The organism is Brachyspira pilosicoli, assembly GCF_036997485.1.
In the GTDB taxonomy this organism is placed as follows: domain Bacteria; phylum Spirochaetota; class Brachyspiria; order Brachyspirales; family Brachyspiraceae; genus Brachyspira; species Brachyspira pilosicoli_C.
On sequence record NZ_JAWLPU010000004.1, the window covers coordinates 246,524 to 262,466 of the forward strand.

Annotated in this window: 11 protein-coding genes and 1 pseudogene; 8 read left to right on the top strand and 4 right to left on the bottom strand. The window is 27.7% G+C overall.

Going from position 1 to position 15,943, the window contains the following annotated elements; genetic code table 11:
* Positions 1–154: 154 nt before the first annotated feature.
* A complete protein-coding gene (locus R4I97_RS11250; RefSeq protein ID WP_335785132.1) occupies positions 155–2,380 on the top strand; it encodes a glycoside hydrolase family 2 protein in 2,226 nt (741 codons plus the stop codon).
* A gap of 261 nt (positions 2,381–2,641) precedes the next feature.
* A complete protein-coding gene (gene dapF, locus R4I97_RS11255; RefSeq protein ID WP_335785133.1) occupies positions 2,642–3,481 on the top strand; it encodes a diaminopimelate epimerase in 840 nt (279 codons plus the stop codon).
* A gap of 5 nt (positions 3,482–3,486) precedes the next feature.
* Here the strand turns inward: dapF and R4I97_RS11260 are convergent.
* Positions 3,487–3,672 (bottom strand): annotated as a pseudogene (locus R4I97_RS11260) ((2Fe-2S)-binding protein).
* 188 nt (positions 3,673–3,860) lie between these two features.
* Between R4I97_RS11260 and R4I97_RS11265 the strand changes: the two are divergent.
* Together R4I97_RS11265 and R4I97_RS11270 are read left to right on the top strand one after the other, a co-directional pair.
* Complete coding sequence (locus tag R4I97_RS11265; protein WP_013243180.1) at positions 3,861–4,094, top strand: hypothetical protein; 234 nt, start codon at positions 3,861–3,863, stop codon at positions 4,092–4,094.
* A 2-nt stretch (positions 4,095–4,096) separates the two neighbouring features.
* Positions 4,097–4,468, top strand: a complete 372-nt coding sequence (locus tag R4I97_RS11270) for an ArsR family transcriptional regulator (protein ID WP_335785134.1) — start codon at positions 4,097–4,099, stop codon at positions 4,466–4,468.
* A 126-nt stretch (positions 4,469–4,594) separates the two neighbouring features.
* Here R4I97_RS11270 and R4I97_RS11275 read toward each other — a convergent pair whose 3' ends face one another.
* A complete protein-coding gene (locus tag R4I97_RS11275; protein ID WP_295298534.1) occupies positions 4,595–5,467 on the bottom strand; it encodes a flagellin in 873 nt (290 codons plus the stop codon).
* 276 nt (positions 5,468–5,743) lie between these two features.
* On the opposite strand from R4I97_RS11275, the gene R4I97_RS11280 reads away from it, so the two are divergent.
* Positions 5,744–7,897, top strand: coding sequence for an ankyrin repeat domain-containing protein (locus R4I97_RS11280; RefSeq protein ID WP_335785135.1), 2,154 nt, complete (start codon positions 5,744–5,746; stop codon positions 7,895–7,897).
* A 183-nt stretch (positions 7,898–8,080) separates the two neighbouring features.
* The gene (locus R4I97_RS11285) at positions 8,081–9,895 is read left to right on the top strand and encodes a methyl-accepting chemotaxis protein (protein ID WP_335785136.1); all 1,815 of its coding nucleotides are present in this window, start codon (positions 8,081–8,083) and stop codon (positions 9,893–9,895) included.
* Between the two features lie 63 nt (positions 9,896–9,958).
* On the opposite strand, the gene R4I97_RS11290 is transcribed toward R4I97_RS11285, so the two are convergent.
* Both R4I97_RS11290 and R4I97_RS11295 read right to left on the bottom strand, forming a co-directional pair.
* Entirely contained in the window at positions 9,959–10,615 is a 657-nt protein-coding gene (locus R4I97_RS11290) for a hypothetical protein (protein ID WP_335785137.1), read from the bottom strand.
* A 246-nt stretch (positions 10,616–10,861) separates the two neighbouring features.
* On the bottom strand, positions 10,862–12,109 hold the full coding sequence (locus R4I97_RS11295; protein ID WP_335785138.1) for a hypothetical protein: 1,248 nt from the start codon (positions 12,107–12,109) through the stop codon (positions 10,862–10,864).
* Between the two features lie 292 nt (positions 12,110–12,401).
* On the opposite strand from R4I97_RS11295, the gene glgP reads away from it, so the two are divergent.
* Entirely contained in the window at positions 12,402–14,966 is a 2,565-nt protein-coding gene (glgP, locus tag R4I97_RS11300) for an alpha-glucan family phosphorylase (RefSeq protein ID WP_335785139.1), read from the top strand.
* 241 nt (positions 14,967–15,207) lie between these two features.
* Complete coding sequence (locus R4I97_RS11305; RefSeq protein ID WP_335785140.1) at positions 15,208–15,906, top strand: DUF554 domain-containing protein; 699 nt, start codon at positions 15,208–15,210, stop codon at positions 15,904–15,906.
* Positions 15,907–15,943 lie beyond the last annotated feature (37 nt).

The following is a 15,943-nucleotide window of genomic DNA, read 5'->3' on the forward strand; positions in this document are numbered from 1 at the left end:
TTTTTTTGGATAGCGGTAATTTTAATATAAAGAATGCTTGCTTTTTTATACTAAAAAATATACAATAATTCATATTTTTTAATAAAATTATGATTATTTTACTTATTTAAATAAAAAATCATATAATTTATACACCTTATTGGAGTAAACTATTATGAGAAAAGTAATTGATTTTAATACTAATTGGAAATTTATAGAAAGCTGGAGCGATGATATAAAAAATAATATTATTAAATCAACAAGCGTAACTTTGCCGCATACTGTAAAAGAAATACCGCTTCATTATTTTTATGAAGAAGATACTTGGCTTGTTACAGGATACCAAAATGTGTTTAATTATAATAAAAATGATTTTTTAAATAAGAGAGTTTTAATAAACTTTGAAGGGGTAATGGCTGCTGCGGAAGTGTTTGTTAATGGAAAAAGCTTTGGCGAACATAAAGGAGGGTATTTACCTTTTGTTCATGATATTACAGATTCTTTAGTTGATGGAGATAATATTATATCCGTTAAAGTTGATAGCACAGAGAGAAAAGATATTCCGCCTTTTGGAAATGAAATAGATTATTTATGTTATGGTGGTATATATAGAGAAGTGCAAATTATTATAGTTGATGAAGTTTCTATAGAGAATGTTATGGTGATAGGGGATGCCAAACAAAACATTAATGGAAAAATTAGAATAAGAAACAGTAAAAAAGAAGATAAAAAGGAAACTTTATTTATAAATCTATATAACAGAGAATATCATATATGCGAAATAAAGAAAGAAATTACTTTGAAAAAAGATGAATTATTTACTGATATAAACATAAAAGAATATATTGACAGTGATAGAATAGAGCTTTGGAATGTTAATAACCCTAGGCTTTATAGATTAGAAGCTTCTCTTTCTAATGAAGATGCTGTTAGTGTAAATATTGGTTTTAGAGATGTTGAGTTTAGTGTAGATGGATTCTTTTTGAATGGAGAGAGAATAAAATTAAGAGGCTTAAACAGACATCAAAGTTTTCCTTATGTTGGTTATGCTATGCCTGCAAGAATGCAGAAAAAAGATGCTGATATATTAAAATTTGATTTAGGACTTAATATAGTTCGTTCATCTCATTATCCTGCTTCAAGACATTTTTTGGATAGATGTGATGAAATAGGGCTTATGGTTTTTGAAGAGATACCCGGCTGGCAGCATATAGGAGATAAAGAGTGGCAGAAAGTTGCTATAGAAAATGTAAAAGATATGATAGAGAGAGATTTCCATCATGCTTCTATTATTATATGGGGAGTGAGAATTAATGAGAGTCAGGATAATCATAATTTTTACAAAGAAACTAACAAAGTAGCTCACAAATTAGACAAAACAAGACAAACAGGCGGTGTTAGGTATATAATGGGAAGCGAACTTTTAGAAGATGTATATACTATGAATGATTTTAATTGTGATGGTATTAATGACCCTATAAGAGCTCAAAAATTTGTAACAAAATTAGATAAAAATGTGCCTTATATGATAACAGAATATAATGGTCACATGTTCCCTACTAAGATGCAAGACTCTGAAGAGCGTTTGATAGAGCATACTAAAAGACATTTTGATGTTATTAATGCTGTTGCTATAGATAATCATATATCTGGTTCTACTGGATGGTGTGCTTTTGATTATCATACGCATTATGATTTTGGTTCAGGCGATAGAATATGTTACCATGGTGTTTGCGATATGTTTAGAAATAAGAAATTAGCTGCAAATGTATACTCTTCGCAAATGAACAATAAAAATGGTGTTGTATTAGAGCCTATTACTATATATGCAAGAGGTGAGAGAGCTATAGGCGGAATATCTCCTTTAATGATTGCTACAAATTGTGATTATGTGGAGTTCTATTATAAAAATATACTATTAGCAAAAGAGTATCCTGCTTCTGGAAAATATCAAGGTTTAAAACATCCTCCTGTTATTATGCAGATAGAAAGCAATATTCCGGGTGTTAGTGCTATGAATTGGGAAGATGCTAAAGTTATTGGATATATTGACGGTAATGCTGTAATAGAGAAGCATTTCTTAAAAAATCCTACTTTCAAGGAATTGGAAGTAACTGCTGATGACAAAGAAATTAATGCTGTAAGCAATGGTTCTGCTTGGGACGCTACAAGAATAACAGTAAAAGCTGTTGATGCAATAGGAAATAGACTTCCATATATTAATGAAGCTATAAAAATAGATGTTAAAGGCTCTGGACAATTAATAGGAAATGATAACCCTGTACTTGAGGGCGGATATTACTCTTTCTGGGTAAAATCTAACAACAAAAAAGGCTCTATAACAGTAACTGTTGCAAATGGCAGAGTAAAAACTAAAACTATAGAAATTAAAGTAAAATAATAACATATATACAGAAATAAATACATTTGTTTTTGCAATATAGATGTTATTAAATTTTTTTATGCATTTACGGCTAAAAAAATTTCGTTAGTTTGCACTAAAGTATTCCTTTCGCTTGTCCTGAAGGACTCCCTTAGGTCGCAAAATAAGCAGATGTTTTGTGGAGCAGCAGCTGAAAATAATAAAGTATGAAAATTGAAATAAAATGCAAAATTTTTTACTAAAAGCCGAATATTTTTTAATGTTTTTTGGAGTGTTGTTATGACTTTGAATTTTACTAAAATGCATGGTATAGGAAATGATTATATATATATAGACTGTTTTAAAGAGAATTTTACCGTTGAAGATGCCAAAAAATATTCTCCAATTTTAAGTCATAGACATTATTCTATTGGGGCTGATGGTATTGTTTTAATAATGCCGAGTAAAATAGCTGATGTAACTATGAGAATGTTTAATTATGATGGTTCTGAGTCTGAAATGTGCGGAAATGGTATAAGATGTGTAGCAAAATATGCTTATGATAATGGTATATCAAAAAATAATCCTATGAAAATAGAAACATTGAGGGGAGTGCTTGAGGCTAATCTGTTTATAAAGAATGGTGAAGTTGATAGTGTAGAGATAAATATGGACTCTCCTATACTTGAAGGATTAAAAATACCAACTACTATAGATAAAACTCCAATAATAGATGAACCTATTACTTTTAATGGAAAAACTTATTATTTTACTTGCGTATCTATGGGTAATCCGCATTGTGTTATATTTGTAGATGATGTTAAAAATATGAAAATTGATGATATTGGAAGCTTTATGGAAAATAATGATATATTTCCAAATAGAACTAATGTTGAATTTGTACAGGTTATTAATAGGGCTGAAGTTATACAGAGAACTTGGGAGAGGGGCAGTGCTGAAACTTTAGCATGCGGTACAGGAGCTTCTGCCGTTTGTGTAGCTGGATTTATTAGTAAAAGAACTGACAATATTATACTCAATCACCTTTTGGGGGGAGATTTGATATTAACTTATAAAGATAATAGCGTTTTTATGAAAGGTGAAGCAAGATATGCCTACAGAGGATATGTAGAATTATAATATTTTTATCTTAAATTGTCTTTAAATAGCTCCTTTAAACGGTTTCTGCATCCCCCGCAAGCTGTACCAGCTTTTGTCTTCTTTACTATATCTTTTAGTGTTTTTAATCCGTATTAATTTTTTAATGTTTCTATCTCTTCAATGGATAATTCTTTACATTTACATACATATTTATTTTCTTCTTTTATCATCATACAGCTCTTTTATATATAATTTATTAACTATTCTAATAGAAAACTAAAAAATATCAAAAACATAAAAAATATAAAAAAATGTTAAAAAACTTCAAAATAGCTATTGAAAAAAAAGAGTATATAGTATATAAAACTACTATAGTAATATACAGTATATTACTATACATTAGTTTGGGAGAGCTATTATGAATAAACCGCCAACAAGAAAGTTTAAAAATTATAACAAAAAACTTGTAAAAATAATACTAGATAATATTGACGATGATGATTATTTTTACAATAAAAAAGTTAATTGGGAGGATTGGGTTATAATGAGGGTAGATGTTGATAATGCTGTAAAGAAGCTTAATTTTGATACATCTATTGAATATTCAGCTATGCTTTTAGAAGATATTTTATATGTATTAAAGGAGTATTAATAATGTGTAATTTATGTCCTAAATATAATACTTGTGTAAAATTATGCGATGAGATGTTAAAGAAGATTAGATACGGCAAGAGAGAGTTTAGGAAAAATAGAGATTATTGTAGGGAAGTGGTGTTAACAGATAAGGATTTGGATAATATACTTTATACAAATAGTTTAAGTTATGTAGAATATGAGAGGCTTTCAAATTTGGTTGTGGCGATACTTTCACCAAAGCAAAAGCAATTATTAAAATTATTTTCAGAGGGTAAGAGTCAGGTGGAGTTAGCGAAGATTTTTAATGTGAGTCAATCATCTATATCACAAAGTTTGCAGGCTATAAAGAAGGAGATATCGAATCAATTTAAGATGGTGATAAACTGTTAAAATAGTATTTTTATAATTTGTAGTTTTTTATGGATTAAGTAAATAATTGAAATAAATTTAGTATAATAAAAAAGGGTGAAGCTATTAAAGCAACACCCTTTTTATTTTTAAGCTATTAGGCTATTATTATTGTAATAATCTAAGAGCACCTTGTGGTAACTGATTAGCTTGAGCAAGCATAGACAAGTTAGCTTGGTTAAGAATTTGGTCTTTAGCAAGTTTAACTGAAGCTTCAGCCATATCTGTATCACGAATTCTGCTTTCAGAAGCCTGCATATTTTCAAAGCCTACCATTAAGCCTTGAGCAGTCATTTCTAATCTGTTCTGATAAGCACCCAAGTCAGCTCTTTGTTTTAATACTTTAAGAAGAGCTTCATCAACCATACCTATAACACTGTTAGCTTTAGAAGGGTTAGAAACACTAATGAAAGTAGCAGTAGTAGCAGGTCCAACTGGATTTTTAAGTCCAAGAGCTTGGCTGTTCATAGTACCTATATAAACGCGTTTTCTTTCGTCCATATTAGCACCGATATGTAACCACATAGAAGCTGTAGGAGTATTTTCTCCTGTAGATCTAGCAAATCTTCCAGTCAACATATTAAGTTTGTTGAATTGAGCTTGTGAAGCAACTCTGTCGATTTCATCTACTAATTGAGAAACTTCGATTTGTACATAAAGTCTGTCTTCATCTGTGTAGATACCGTTAGCTGCTTGTATAGCTAATTCACGAATTCTTTGAAGGATGTTAGTAGTTTCTTCCAAGTAACCTTCAGTAGTTTGAATGAAAGATATACCGTCTTGAGTGTTTCTTTCAGCTTGACGTAAACCGCGGATTTGTGTTCTCATTTTTTCAGATACTGCTAATCCACTAGCATCATCTCCAGCTTGGTTGATTCTCATACCGCTAGATATTTGAGCTGCGTCTTTTCTTAAATCTACTTGGCGGAATTTAAGAGTTCTTTGTGCATTTATTGCACTGATATTATTATTGATAACCATATGGTTCCTCCGTGAAAATTGTTTATTAGTCCATCCTTGAACTAGTATATATTATCGGTTTATGACAATTAATTATTAATTTTTTTTATTAACTTTAGATATTTTTTTATAATTTTTTGGAAAATGTTATGTTTATTATGTATTTATAAGATTTTTTATGTATTTTTTAGTCTATAAACATATATTTATTGATATTTCTTTCTTTTTTAATATACTATCTATAAGTATTATGCAACTTTATTTTTTGTTTAAAAAATTATAAATTTAGGATTTATGATGTTTACAAATAAAGAAAAAATTGAATTTTTCAATGCTGTAGAAGAGGGCGATATTCAGCAAATAAAATATTTATTGAATAAAAATAATTATGTAAATATAAATGTATTTGGAATAGCAAAAATATTAATTGAAAATAATAAAAATGATATTGAAAAAAAAGATGTTGAAAAAAAAGATATTGAAATTGATTTTAAGAATGAAGAAGGATACACTCCTTTAATGATTGCCTCTTATAAAGGAAATACTGACATAGTAAAACTTTTATTGGAGTATAATGCTTCTGTAGATATAACTAACAATTATAATTATACTGCTTTGATATATGCATGTATTTATGGCAATTTAGATGTTGTTAAAATTCTTCTTGAATATAAAGCAGATATGTATATAGAGACTAAATTAGAAAAAAATTATTTAACAACATTGATGATAGCTTGCAGTCAAAATTATACTGAAATAGTTAGAATATTGCTTGAAAATGGTTATGACCCTAATTATAAAAATCAAAGAGGCGAAACAGCGTTTATATATTATATTTCTATAGAAAACAACCCTAGTATAGAAATAATAAAATTATTATTAGAATATGGTGCAGATATAAATGCTCAAAATAGCAAAGGCTCTACAGCATTGATGCTTGCTTCTTACGATGAAGAAAAAAAAGATTTTATGAGGACTTTATTAGAAAACGGTGCTGATACTGAAATAAAAAATAATTTCAATCAAAATACAGCCTTACTTAATGCATGCGAACGAAGAAATATTGAAGGAGTTAAAGTTCTTCTTGAGTATAATGCTAATATAAATGTGCAAGATGAATTTAAAAAAACTCCTTTAATATTAGCTTGTGATGCTGATTCTTATGATATAGTAAAAATATTATTAGAGCATAATGCCGACATAAATTTATCAGACCATAGAAAAGAAACGCCTCTAATGCATGCAGTAGAAGAAAGAAATAGAGATATTGTTGAACTTCTTCTTAAATATAATCCTGATTTAACATTAAAAAGTGAATTTGGAAAAACTGCATTAGATATGGCATACAGTAGAAGTAATTATGTAAAAGAAATAACAGATTTAATAAAAGAAGCTTCATCAAGAGAAATACAATTTTTATATGCTGCTGCTGAAAATAATATTGATAAAGTTTTAAAATATATTGCTGAGGGAATTGATATTAATAACACAATAGATGAATCAGATGACTCAATAGGTTCTAATGCTTTGCTTTTAGCTTCACAGTTTCATCATAAAGAAATAATAAAAATATTATTAGAGCATAATGCTGATGTTAATTTTAAAAATTATTTAAATAAAACAGCTTTAGAATATGTTGCTAATAATGATGATAACTTTGATATAGCTTTAGAGTTTATAAAAAGGGGGGCTGATGTAAACGCTTTAGATAATGAAAATGCTACACCTTTAATGTATGCTGCTTCCCGCAATGCTAAAAAAATATTAAACTTGCTGATAGAAAATAATGCTGATATTAATATTCAAACTAAATCAGGCTACAGTGCTTTAATTCTTGCTGCTCTTAATGATAATCTTGATATAGTAAAAATTTTAATAAAAAATAAAGCCGATGTATTTGCAAGAGATGGTTATGGAAGAAGATGTTCATATTATGCTGATGAAAATGGAAATGGTGAGATGTATGAAATTTTTAGAAAGTATCATGATGATGAATATAAAAAAAATACTCAATTTATTTTTGATGTTTTATATTCCAAAACTGATGAAATAAATAAATATATATCTGAAGGAGGGGATGTTAACTTTCAAGATGATGGCGGGCTTACAGCTTTAACTGTTGTAGAAAAGGTAGAGATTGCAAAGATATTATTAGATAATAATGCAGATATTAATAAAAAAGGAAGGGACGGATATACTCCATTAATGATGGCTGTAAGGAGAGATAATATCAATCTTGTAGAATTCTTTATAGAAAATAATGCTGATCTTAATATTGCAGACCCTGAAGGAAATACGGCATTAATTGTAGCTGCTAAAAATCACAAAGATGATATATTTGAGCTTTTATTAAAAAACGGAGCAGACCCATCTATAAATAATGAAGATTTAGAATTCTATATAGAGTTTGAGGATGAAATGAAAAATATGTTAGAAAAATACAGTAAGTAGTTTTTTATAGTAGTTAAAAATTATTTTGTAAATATGTAATTTAATTATATTTTACTAAATTACATAGTATGGCATTTTATAAAATAATTTTTTTTAAAAAAAATTTATTTAGCTTTTGACTTTATTTCTAATAACAGTTATTATCTAAACCTAACGGTTTTAATTTTATATAGGGGTTTATTTATGAAAAATTTATTAATGGTGAAATTTATAGCACCTTTTATAATATTTTTATTACTATTATTCTTAGCAATTTTTATTATTTATAAGCCCTTATATAGAGAACGATTTTTAAATGAAAGGTATTTAGAATTATTAGAAGCAAAAACAAGAACCGAAAGTTATGTTGATGAATTAAAAAACACCATATATGTTATGGGGGCATATTTAGAGTCTAACCCTAATTTGGTTGAAGTTGGTAATTTTTTAACTAATGTTCAAAAACTTGATTCAGGTTATTTAAATATTTATTTTGGAGATACTGTACCTTATTCTCAGGGAGGTATTTTTATAAATTCGTTAGAAGATTTCCCAGCAACGTATGACCAAACTTCAAGAGATTGGTATAGAGCATCTATTACAACTAATGATATAATGATAAGCAATCCTTATATCGATTATGTATCTAAAAATCTTACTGTAACATTTTCAAAAGCAGTTTATACTAATAACTCTTTAAAAGGTGTATGTGCTGTAGATTTTGATAATATAAACGGCATAGCAGAAAGCTTAAAAAAGAATTTTAAAGAAGAGGTTTATATTGTTTCTGAGAATGGCATTTTTATGACTCATACTAATGATAATTATATATTAAATGAAACAAATAATTTATTTACTTATAAGACTTTTGCTAATTTTAAGGGTAACTTGTTATCACATATTGGGGACTTGGATATAATAAAAGATGAGTGGTATTCTATTCAAAGGGTAGATAATGCTCCTTGGTTATTGGTATTTAAAGGAAGTGCTAAGCCGTTTTATTCACAGTTTAATTTTTTAATGCTTTCTTTATTTTTATGTATAGTTCTCCTTATAATTTTGGAATGTTTATTAGTGGCAAAAATAGTGATACCTTTATCTAATAATTTATACAGGGCTATTGATATAATGAAGCTTATGAAAGAGGGAAAGTTTGATAATAAATTTAATAAAAAAGATTTAGCGAGAAAAGATGTAGCAGGAGTTTTAACTAATTCTATTAATGATATGCAAAATATAATTTATGAAATACTTTCTAAATTAAAAACCAATATATCACTTATAAATACTTCTTCTGAAAAGATATCAGGAGGAATTGATGATTTATCGAATAGAAGTTCAGCTCAGGCTGCTGCTGTTGAGGAGATGACAAGTTCTATAGAAAATTTATTCTCGGCTATATCAAATACTTCAAAAAGTTCATTTGAAGCTAAGAATATGAGTTCTAAAGTTACAGAGTCTACCAAAAACGGAGTTAATGCCGTTAATGAAATATCACATAACATGATGGAGATTTCTGAGTCAAGCAAAGAAATTTCTAATATTACAAAATTAATACAATCAATAGCCTTTCAGACAAACATATTAGCACTTAATGCAGCAGTTGAAGCAGCACGTGCTGGAGAGCAGGGAAGGGGATTTGCTGTTGTGGCTTCTGAGATTAGAGCATTGGCACAAAATGTTAATGAGGCGGCTGGTAATATTACTAACATTATAGATAAAACTGTTTCTAAAATAGAAATAGGAGATGAGTCGGTTAAATCATCTTTAGCTATACTTTTAGAGATAGAAAAATCTGCTAAAGAGGTTTCTGATATATTAGTTAATATATATGAAGCAGCTTCTGAAGAGGAAGATAGTGTAAAACAAATCAATGTTGCTATGAATGAATTAAATGAGATTACTCAGGAGAATTCAGAATTGGCAAATCAAAGTGCTATTTTAGGAAAAGAGGTTGTAAATGGTGCTAATAATTTATCATCTGAATTAGAATATTTTAAAGTTAATACAGATAATTGATGATATTTAATATTGTTATAAAAAATAAAGGACTTGCATATTTACAAGCCCTTTATTTATTTTTTAATTTTCTCCAAAATGAAATCCTACACTAATTAATGCTCCAATAGAATGATGTTTACTTATACTTCTTGAAGCAAATAGTTTTGATACATCATTTTTATTAAAAAACATATATTCATAAAAAAGATTAATGCCTACTACTAGAGCACGATTATCATAAGTGTATATTCTTCTCTCAGCAGATAAGTTTACATATAAAGATATTGGAACTTGATTAAGCTTTTCATTAAGACCATCTATAAAAGGTGTGAATTTAGCACCAGTTGAAATACCATATACATTATATTGATTAACATTCATTGCATTTTCAAAAAATATAGGAGCTACTACAAATTTACAAGCTAAACCAGTATTGATGCTCATTATATCCATTTGGTTTATGCTATATTTATCACTTGGATTATTTCTCACAGATAAAGAACCAAAATTAATTCCTGTATCAAATAATAAATCTATACCTTTAAATTTTTTGCCTATTGGAAAATGATATCCTAATTGTAAATTTAAATCACCTCTTCCTTCAAGTACACTCTCTGTTAAATCTGTAAAACTTCCAACAACTCCAAGTTTAGCAAGAAAGTCTAATGTGAATCCAGCAAACAGATTATTTGAAATTAATACTACGGATGCAATAATTATAAATATTTTAGTTCTCATATTTGTAATCCTTGGCTTTTATTGTTTTTATAAAAATGAGTTAAAATTTAATTATTAAAATAATTTATTTAAAAAATAGATTATTTCCAAAAGATTAATAACTTATTCAAAGTTATAATATTTGCATAGCTCAATGCTTTGCAGTATTTATTGTCGGTCATTCATCTGTTAGCTTTAAATATAAATATTATGTAAACAATTATATAAAATAGTACAATGAAAGTAATTTGTATTTAATAAAAAATATCAGCTAAATAAATTATAAAATAAAGGCATTATAAAACATACTATAAAAGCCCATGCTCCGTAAACATATATATAAAGCACATTTTTAGTGTCTCCTATAGTGATGTTTTTAATATCTTTTATATCTTCATTGTTTTTAAAAATATTTAAAATAGATTTTATATTAAAAAATGTTATAAAAACTAAATTGCCAAGCATAACCAAATTTGTACCTACTAATGTTATTTTGTTTGGGGTAATTCCATACTCTGCTAATCTATACAAAGAAGAAGTTAATACTAATATGTCAAACAATATTGCCACTATAGGAAGTACGATATATAAAGCCTTAGTAAATATACTTGATTTATAATCAACTCTTACAAAGAACATATTTAATACAATTACAGCAAGCATAATATTATAAAGTACAAAAGTAACTCTGTTATCATAAGGTCTTATATCTGGCATTAATAGAAGAAGCAAAAGTATAAATATAAATAATAAACTAAAAGGCATTAATATTCTTGATAAATATATAGAAATATTAGTTTTCATTTTTCTGTAAACTATATATACCAAAAAAGGAAATATAGAAGTTAAAAATGATATGGATAATAATATTAATTTTATTATAATCTCTTCATCTAAAATATTAAAAATATCTTTTATTAAAAATATAACTATAGTTGCAAATATTCCAAATACTGTTGATATTACAGCCGCTATTAAACATGCAAATATTGATATATCTGCAGAAAATGTAAAAAACTCTGAAATAGTTTTAGAATTTAATACTTGAAAACCATTATATGATAAACCTATTATTATGAAAAATATGATAATAGAAAATATATATTTAATATAATAGAACTGTGAATATACTCTTATGTTTTCAATAGTACCAATTGCTGCAAAGAAAATAGTGCTTAAATTGATAATTGATACAAATAAAAAAGATAAAAATATTATAGCAATATTTCTTAAATTAAACTTTGAATTAATATTGAATATTAAACTAAAACAGAAAAAATAAAATATATAAAAATAAAAACTCTCTATAAATAAAATATTAAAATTACTATAAATACTATCAATTAATTTATCAATATTTACAATGTTTAAATAAGAATATATAGTCATTGCTAATGATGCGATAAAACCTATAGCAATAATAATTAGATTTGCTATTAAATTATTTTCTAATATTTTTCTTATTTTAGTATTTATATTATCTATATTGTTTATTAATTTATTATTTTCTTGCATTTTTAAAATCCTAAAATAAATATAGCCTATAATGGTATATGTAATGAAAGTTGATTATAAATGAGCAAGAATAAAAGTCAATGAGAAATTATATTTATTATTATAGAATAGCAGTAAAGAACTATTTATTAAAAAAACTAAAAGTTATAAAAAAATATTTTTTGTTTTTTCATATTAATGCGATAATATTAGATATGTATTTTATTAATGACAGCTATGTATAAAAATACATTGCTTTTATTATAAAATATTATACAATGAAATATCTAAATTTTAAGGGGCGGTAATATTTATGAAAGTAAGTAAATATATGGTTTCACCTTCTATACCAAAAGAGTTAGAGCCATTAATGGAGATAACTAAAAACTTTTGGTGGTGTTGGAATCAAAAAGCAATTAATTTATTGAGGAACATAGATATTGATAACTGGGATAAAAAAGACCATAACCCTATAAGACTTTTAGGGGAATCTTCACAGGAATGTTTCGATACTATGCTTCATGATGATGCAGCTATGATGAACTTAGCTGAAGTTTATGATGAGTTTAAGACATATATGAATCAAGAAACTTGGTATGATAGTTTAGATGATTCTCAAAAGACTAAAAATGAAAAGATTGCATATTTTTCTTTTGAATATGGTTTGCATGAATCTTTGCCAAATTACTCTGGCGGTTTAGGAATATTATCTGGAGACCATTTGAAGTCTGCGAGTGATTTAGGGTTGCCTTTTGTTGCTGTTGGACTTTTATATAGAAAAGGATATTTTAGACAATATTTGAACGCTGATGGTTGGCAGCAGGAATATGATATAGAAAATGACTTTTTTAATTTAGCATTAGAAAAAGTGTTAGATAAAAACGGCGAGACAATGAAAGTTGATGTTGATTTGCCTGGAAGAAAAGTTTATGCTCAAATTTGGAAGGCTAATGTTGGAAGAATAGAGCTTTATTATTTAGATGCTAATATAGAAGAAAATAGTGTAGAAGACAGAGATATTACAGCTCAGCTTTACGGCGGTAATTTAGAGACAAGAATACAGCAAGAGATACTTCTTGGTATTGGAGGTATTAAGGCATTAAATAAACTTGGAATAAAACCTACTATTTATCACATGAATGAAGGACATAGTGCTTTTCTTTCTTTAGAGAGAATGAGACAGCTTATGGAAAACAATCATCTTGATAAGAATGCTGCAAGAGAGGTTGTTTATAGTTCTAACGTATTCACAACACATACACCTGTGCCTGCTGGTAACGATGTATTTCCTATGGATATGGTACAGAAATATTTTAGCGAGTATGTTAAACATATTGGCATGTCTATGGATGAGTTCTTAAGACTTGGAAGAATTAATCCTGATGACAATAAAGAAAATTTCTGTATGACAGTTTTAGCACTTAATTTGTCTGCTGAAAATAACGGAGTAAGTTTGCTTCATGGTCATGTTTCAAGGGCTATGTGGAAAGATATATGGAAAGGGGTGCCAGAAAATGAGCTTCCTATTGATGCTATTACTAATGGTATTCACACATTAAGCTGGATATCTTTTGATATGCAAAACTTATTAGATAGATATTTAGGTCCTCGTTGGAGAACTAAGCCTTTAGAGCATGAGGTTTGGGAGAGGGTGCAAAGAATACCTGATGCTGAACTTTGGAAAACTCATGAGAGAAGAAAAGAGCGATTAATAGATTTTTGCAGAACTAGATTAAAATCTCAAATTACAAACAGAGGCTTTACAAAAAATGAAATAGAGCATGCTGACCAAATATTGTCACCTGATGCTTTAACTATTGGTTTTGCGAGAAGATTTGCTACATATAAAAGAGGTACTTTATTATTTAGAGATTTAGACAGATTAAAAAAGATATTAAATAATAAAGATAAGCCAGTGCAGATAATATTTGCTGGTAAGGCACACCCTCACGATAATGGCGGTAAAGAGCTTATTAGGGAGATATCTGAAATTTGCAGAAGAGAAGATTTTAGAGACCATATAGTATTTTTAGAAGACTATGATATTAATGTAGCAAGATATATGGTTCAGGGGGTTGATGTATGGCTTAATAACCCAAGAAGACCATTAGAAGCTAGCGGTACAAGCGGCATGAAAGTTCCGCCTAATGGTGGTTTGAACTTCAGCGTATTAGATGGTTGGTGGGATGAGGCTTATGACGCTCAAAATGGTTGGGCTATTGGTAATAGAGAAGAGTATTCAGATTTAGAGTATCAAGATGATGTTGAGAGCAAGGCTATATATAATGTATTAGAAAATGAGATTATTCCTCTTTATTATAACAACAGAGGAAGAGATGATATACCTCGTGAATGGGTTGCTGCTATGAAATGGAGTATGCAAACTGTTTGTCCTGTATTTTCTACAAATAGAATGGTTGCTGATTATTATAATAAGTTTTATAATAAAGCAAGCAAGAGATATTTGCATATGATTAAAAATGACTTTGAAAAGCCTAAAGCTTTAAAAGAATGGAAAGAAAATATATATTCTAAATGGTCTAAGGTTTCTTTTGAAAATACTATTTCTGAAATGCCTTCAGGAAATTTGAAAGTTGGAAGCAAATTTGAAATAAAAACTATAGTAAATCTTGGAGATATAGCACCTGATTCTGTGAGAGTTGAGCTTTATTATGGTAAATTAAGCATGAAAGAAGAGATTATAGAGCCTTCTATAATTGAAATGAAACATTCTGCTGATTTAGGTAATGGAAGACATTCATTTAGCGGAGCTTTAGTATGCAACAATAGCGGACAGAGCGGTTTTGCTATAAGGATGTATCCATACAATAAAGATTTGAGTTACAAATTTGATATGAAGCTTATTATTTGGAGCTAATATTATTTTGATTTAAATATCAAAGGGTTTAACTTAAATAATTAAGTTGAGCCCTTTTTTATTTGTATATGCTAAAGAATTATATTTTTTAAATCTGTATTTTTTGCAAAACTTATATTAGATTTTTACTGTAACAAAAACTTTTTGAATATTTGGTGTAATTTGTAAGATTATAATTTTTTAAGAAACTTATAAATTTATTAGTGTATATTAATTTATTATTTTTTATGAGGATAAAAATATGTTGGCTGTATTTGTTAATATGATTGCTGTTTTTATTGGTTCTATTGTGGGAATAATATTTAAAAATAATTTATCAAAAAAATATGAGAGAGTTGTATTTATTTCTGCGGGTATTATATCTTTAACTATAGGTATTTCTATGGCTATTATAACTGAGCATATACTTATATTTGCTATATCTATTATGCTTGGCGGACTTACTGGTACTATGCTTTCTATAGAAGAGAAAATTGAATCTTTTGGTAAAATTATAAAAAAGACTTTTTCATTTAAAGATAATGCTGGGAATTTTAGTTTAGGTTTTTTAACATCATCAATACTTTTTTGTTCTGGTTCTATGTCTATAGTAGGTTCTTTTCAGGCTGGCACTAATGGTAATTACGATTTAATATTTACTAAGAGCGTGATAGACGGTTTTGTTGCTATATTTATGACAACGGTTTATGGAATAGGGGTTGCTTTTTCTGTAATTAGCATATTTGTTTATCAGGGAGCTTTAACTTTGCTTTCTTCTTTTTTAGAGCCTTATGTTTCTCAGACTATGCTTAATGAGGTTTCTGCTGTTGGGGGTGCTACGGTTATGATGATAGGGCTTAATCTTCTAAATATTACAAAGATTAAAACTGGGGATTTTTTGCCTGCTTTGATTTATGCTATTTTTTTAGTTTTAATTATACCATATATTCCTTTTTTATGATATAATCCAAATACTTTCAATTTTTATTAGGATTATT

What these genes read in the sequence shown, in the direction of transcription:
- R4I97_RS11250 (WP_335785132.1), top strand. Translation starts at nt 155, where the DNA reads ATGAGAAAAGTAATTGATTTTAATACTAATTGGAAATTTATAGAAAGC.
- dapF (WP_335785133.1), top strand. Translation starts at nt 2,642, where the DNA reads ATGACTTTGAATTTTACTAAAATGCATGGTATAGGAAATGATTATATA.
- R4I97_RS11265 (WP_013243180.1), top strand. Translation starts at nt 3,861, where the DNA reads ATGAATAAACCGCCAACAAGAAAGTTTAAAAATTATAACAAAAAACTT.
- R4I97_RS11270 (WP_335785134.1), top strand. Translation starts at nt 4,097, where the DNA reads ATGTGTAATTTATGTCCTAAATATAATACTTGTGTAAAATTATGCGAT.
- R4I97_RS11275 (WP_295298534.1), bottom strand. Translation starts at nt 5,467, where the DNA reads ATGGTTATCAATAATAATATCAGTGCAATAAATGCACAAAGAACTCTT.
- R4I97_RS11280 (WP_335785135.1), top strand. Translation starts at nt 5,744, where the DNA reads ATGTTTACAAATAAAGAAAAAATTGAATTTTTCAATGCTGTAGAAGAG.
- R4I97_RS11285 (WP_335785136.1), top strand. Translation starts at nt 8,081, where the DNA reads ATGAAAAATTTATTAATGGTGAAATTTATAGCACCTTTTATAATATTT.
- R4I97_RS11290 (WP_335785137.1), bottom strand. Translation starts at nt 10,615, where the DNA reads ATGAGAACTAAAATATTTATAATTATTGCATCCGTAGTATTAATTTCA.
- R4I97_RS11295 (WP_335785138.1), bottom strand. Translation starts at nt 12,109, where the DNA reads ATGCAAGAAAATAATAAATTAATAAACAATATAGATAATATAAATACT.
- glgP (WP_335785139.1), top strand. Translation starts at nt 12,402, where the DNA reads ATGAAAGTAAGTAAATATATGGTTTCACCTTCTATACCAAAAGAGTTA.
- R4I97_RS11305 (WP_335785140.1), top strand. Translation starts at nt 15,208, where the DNA reads ATGTTGGCTGTATTTGTTAATATGATTGCTGTTTTTATTGGTTCTATT.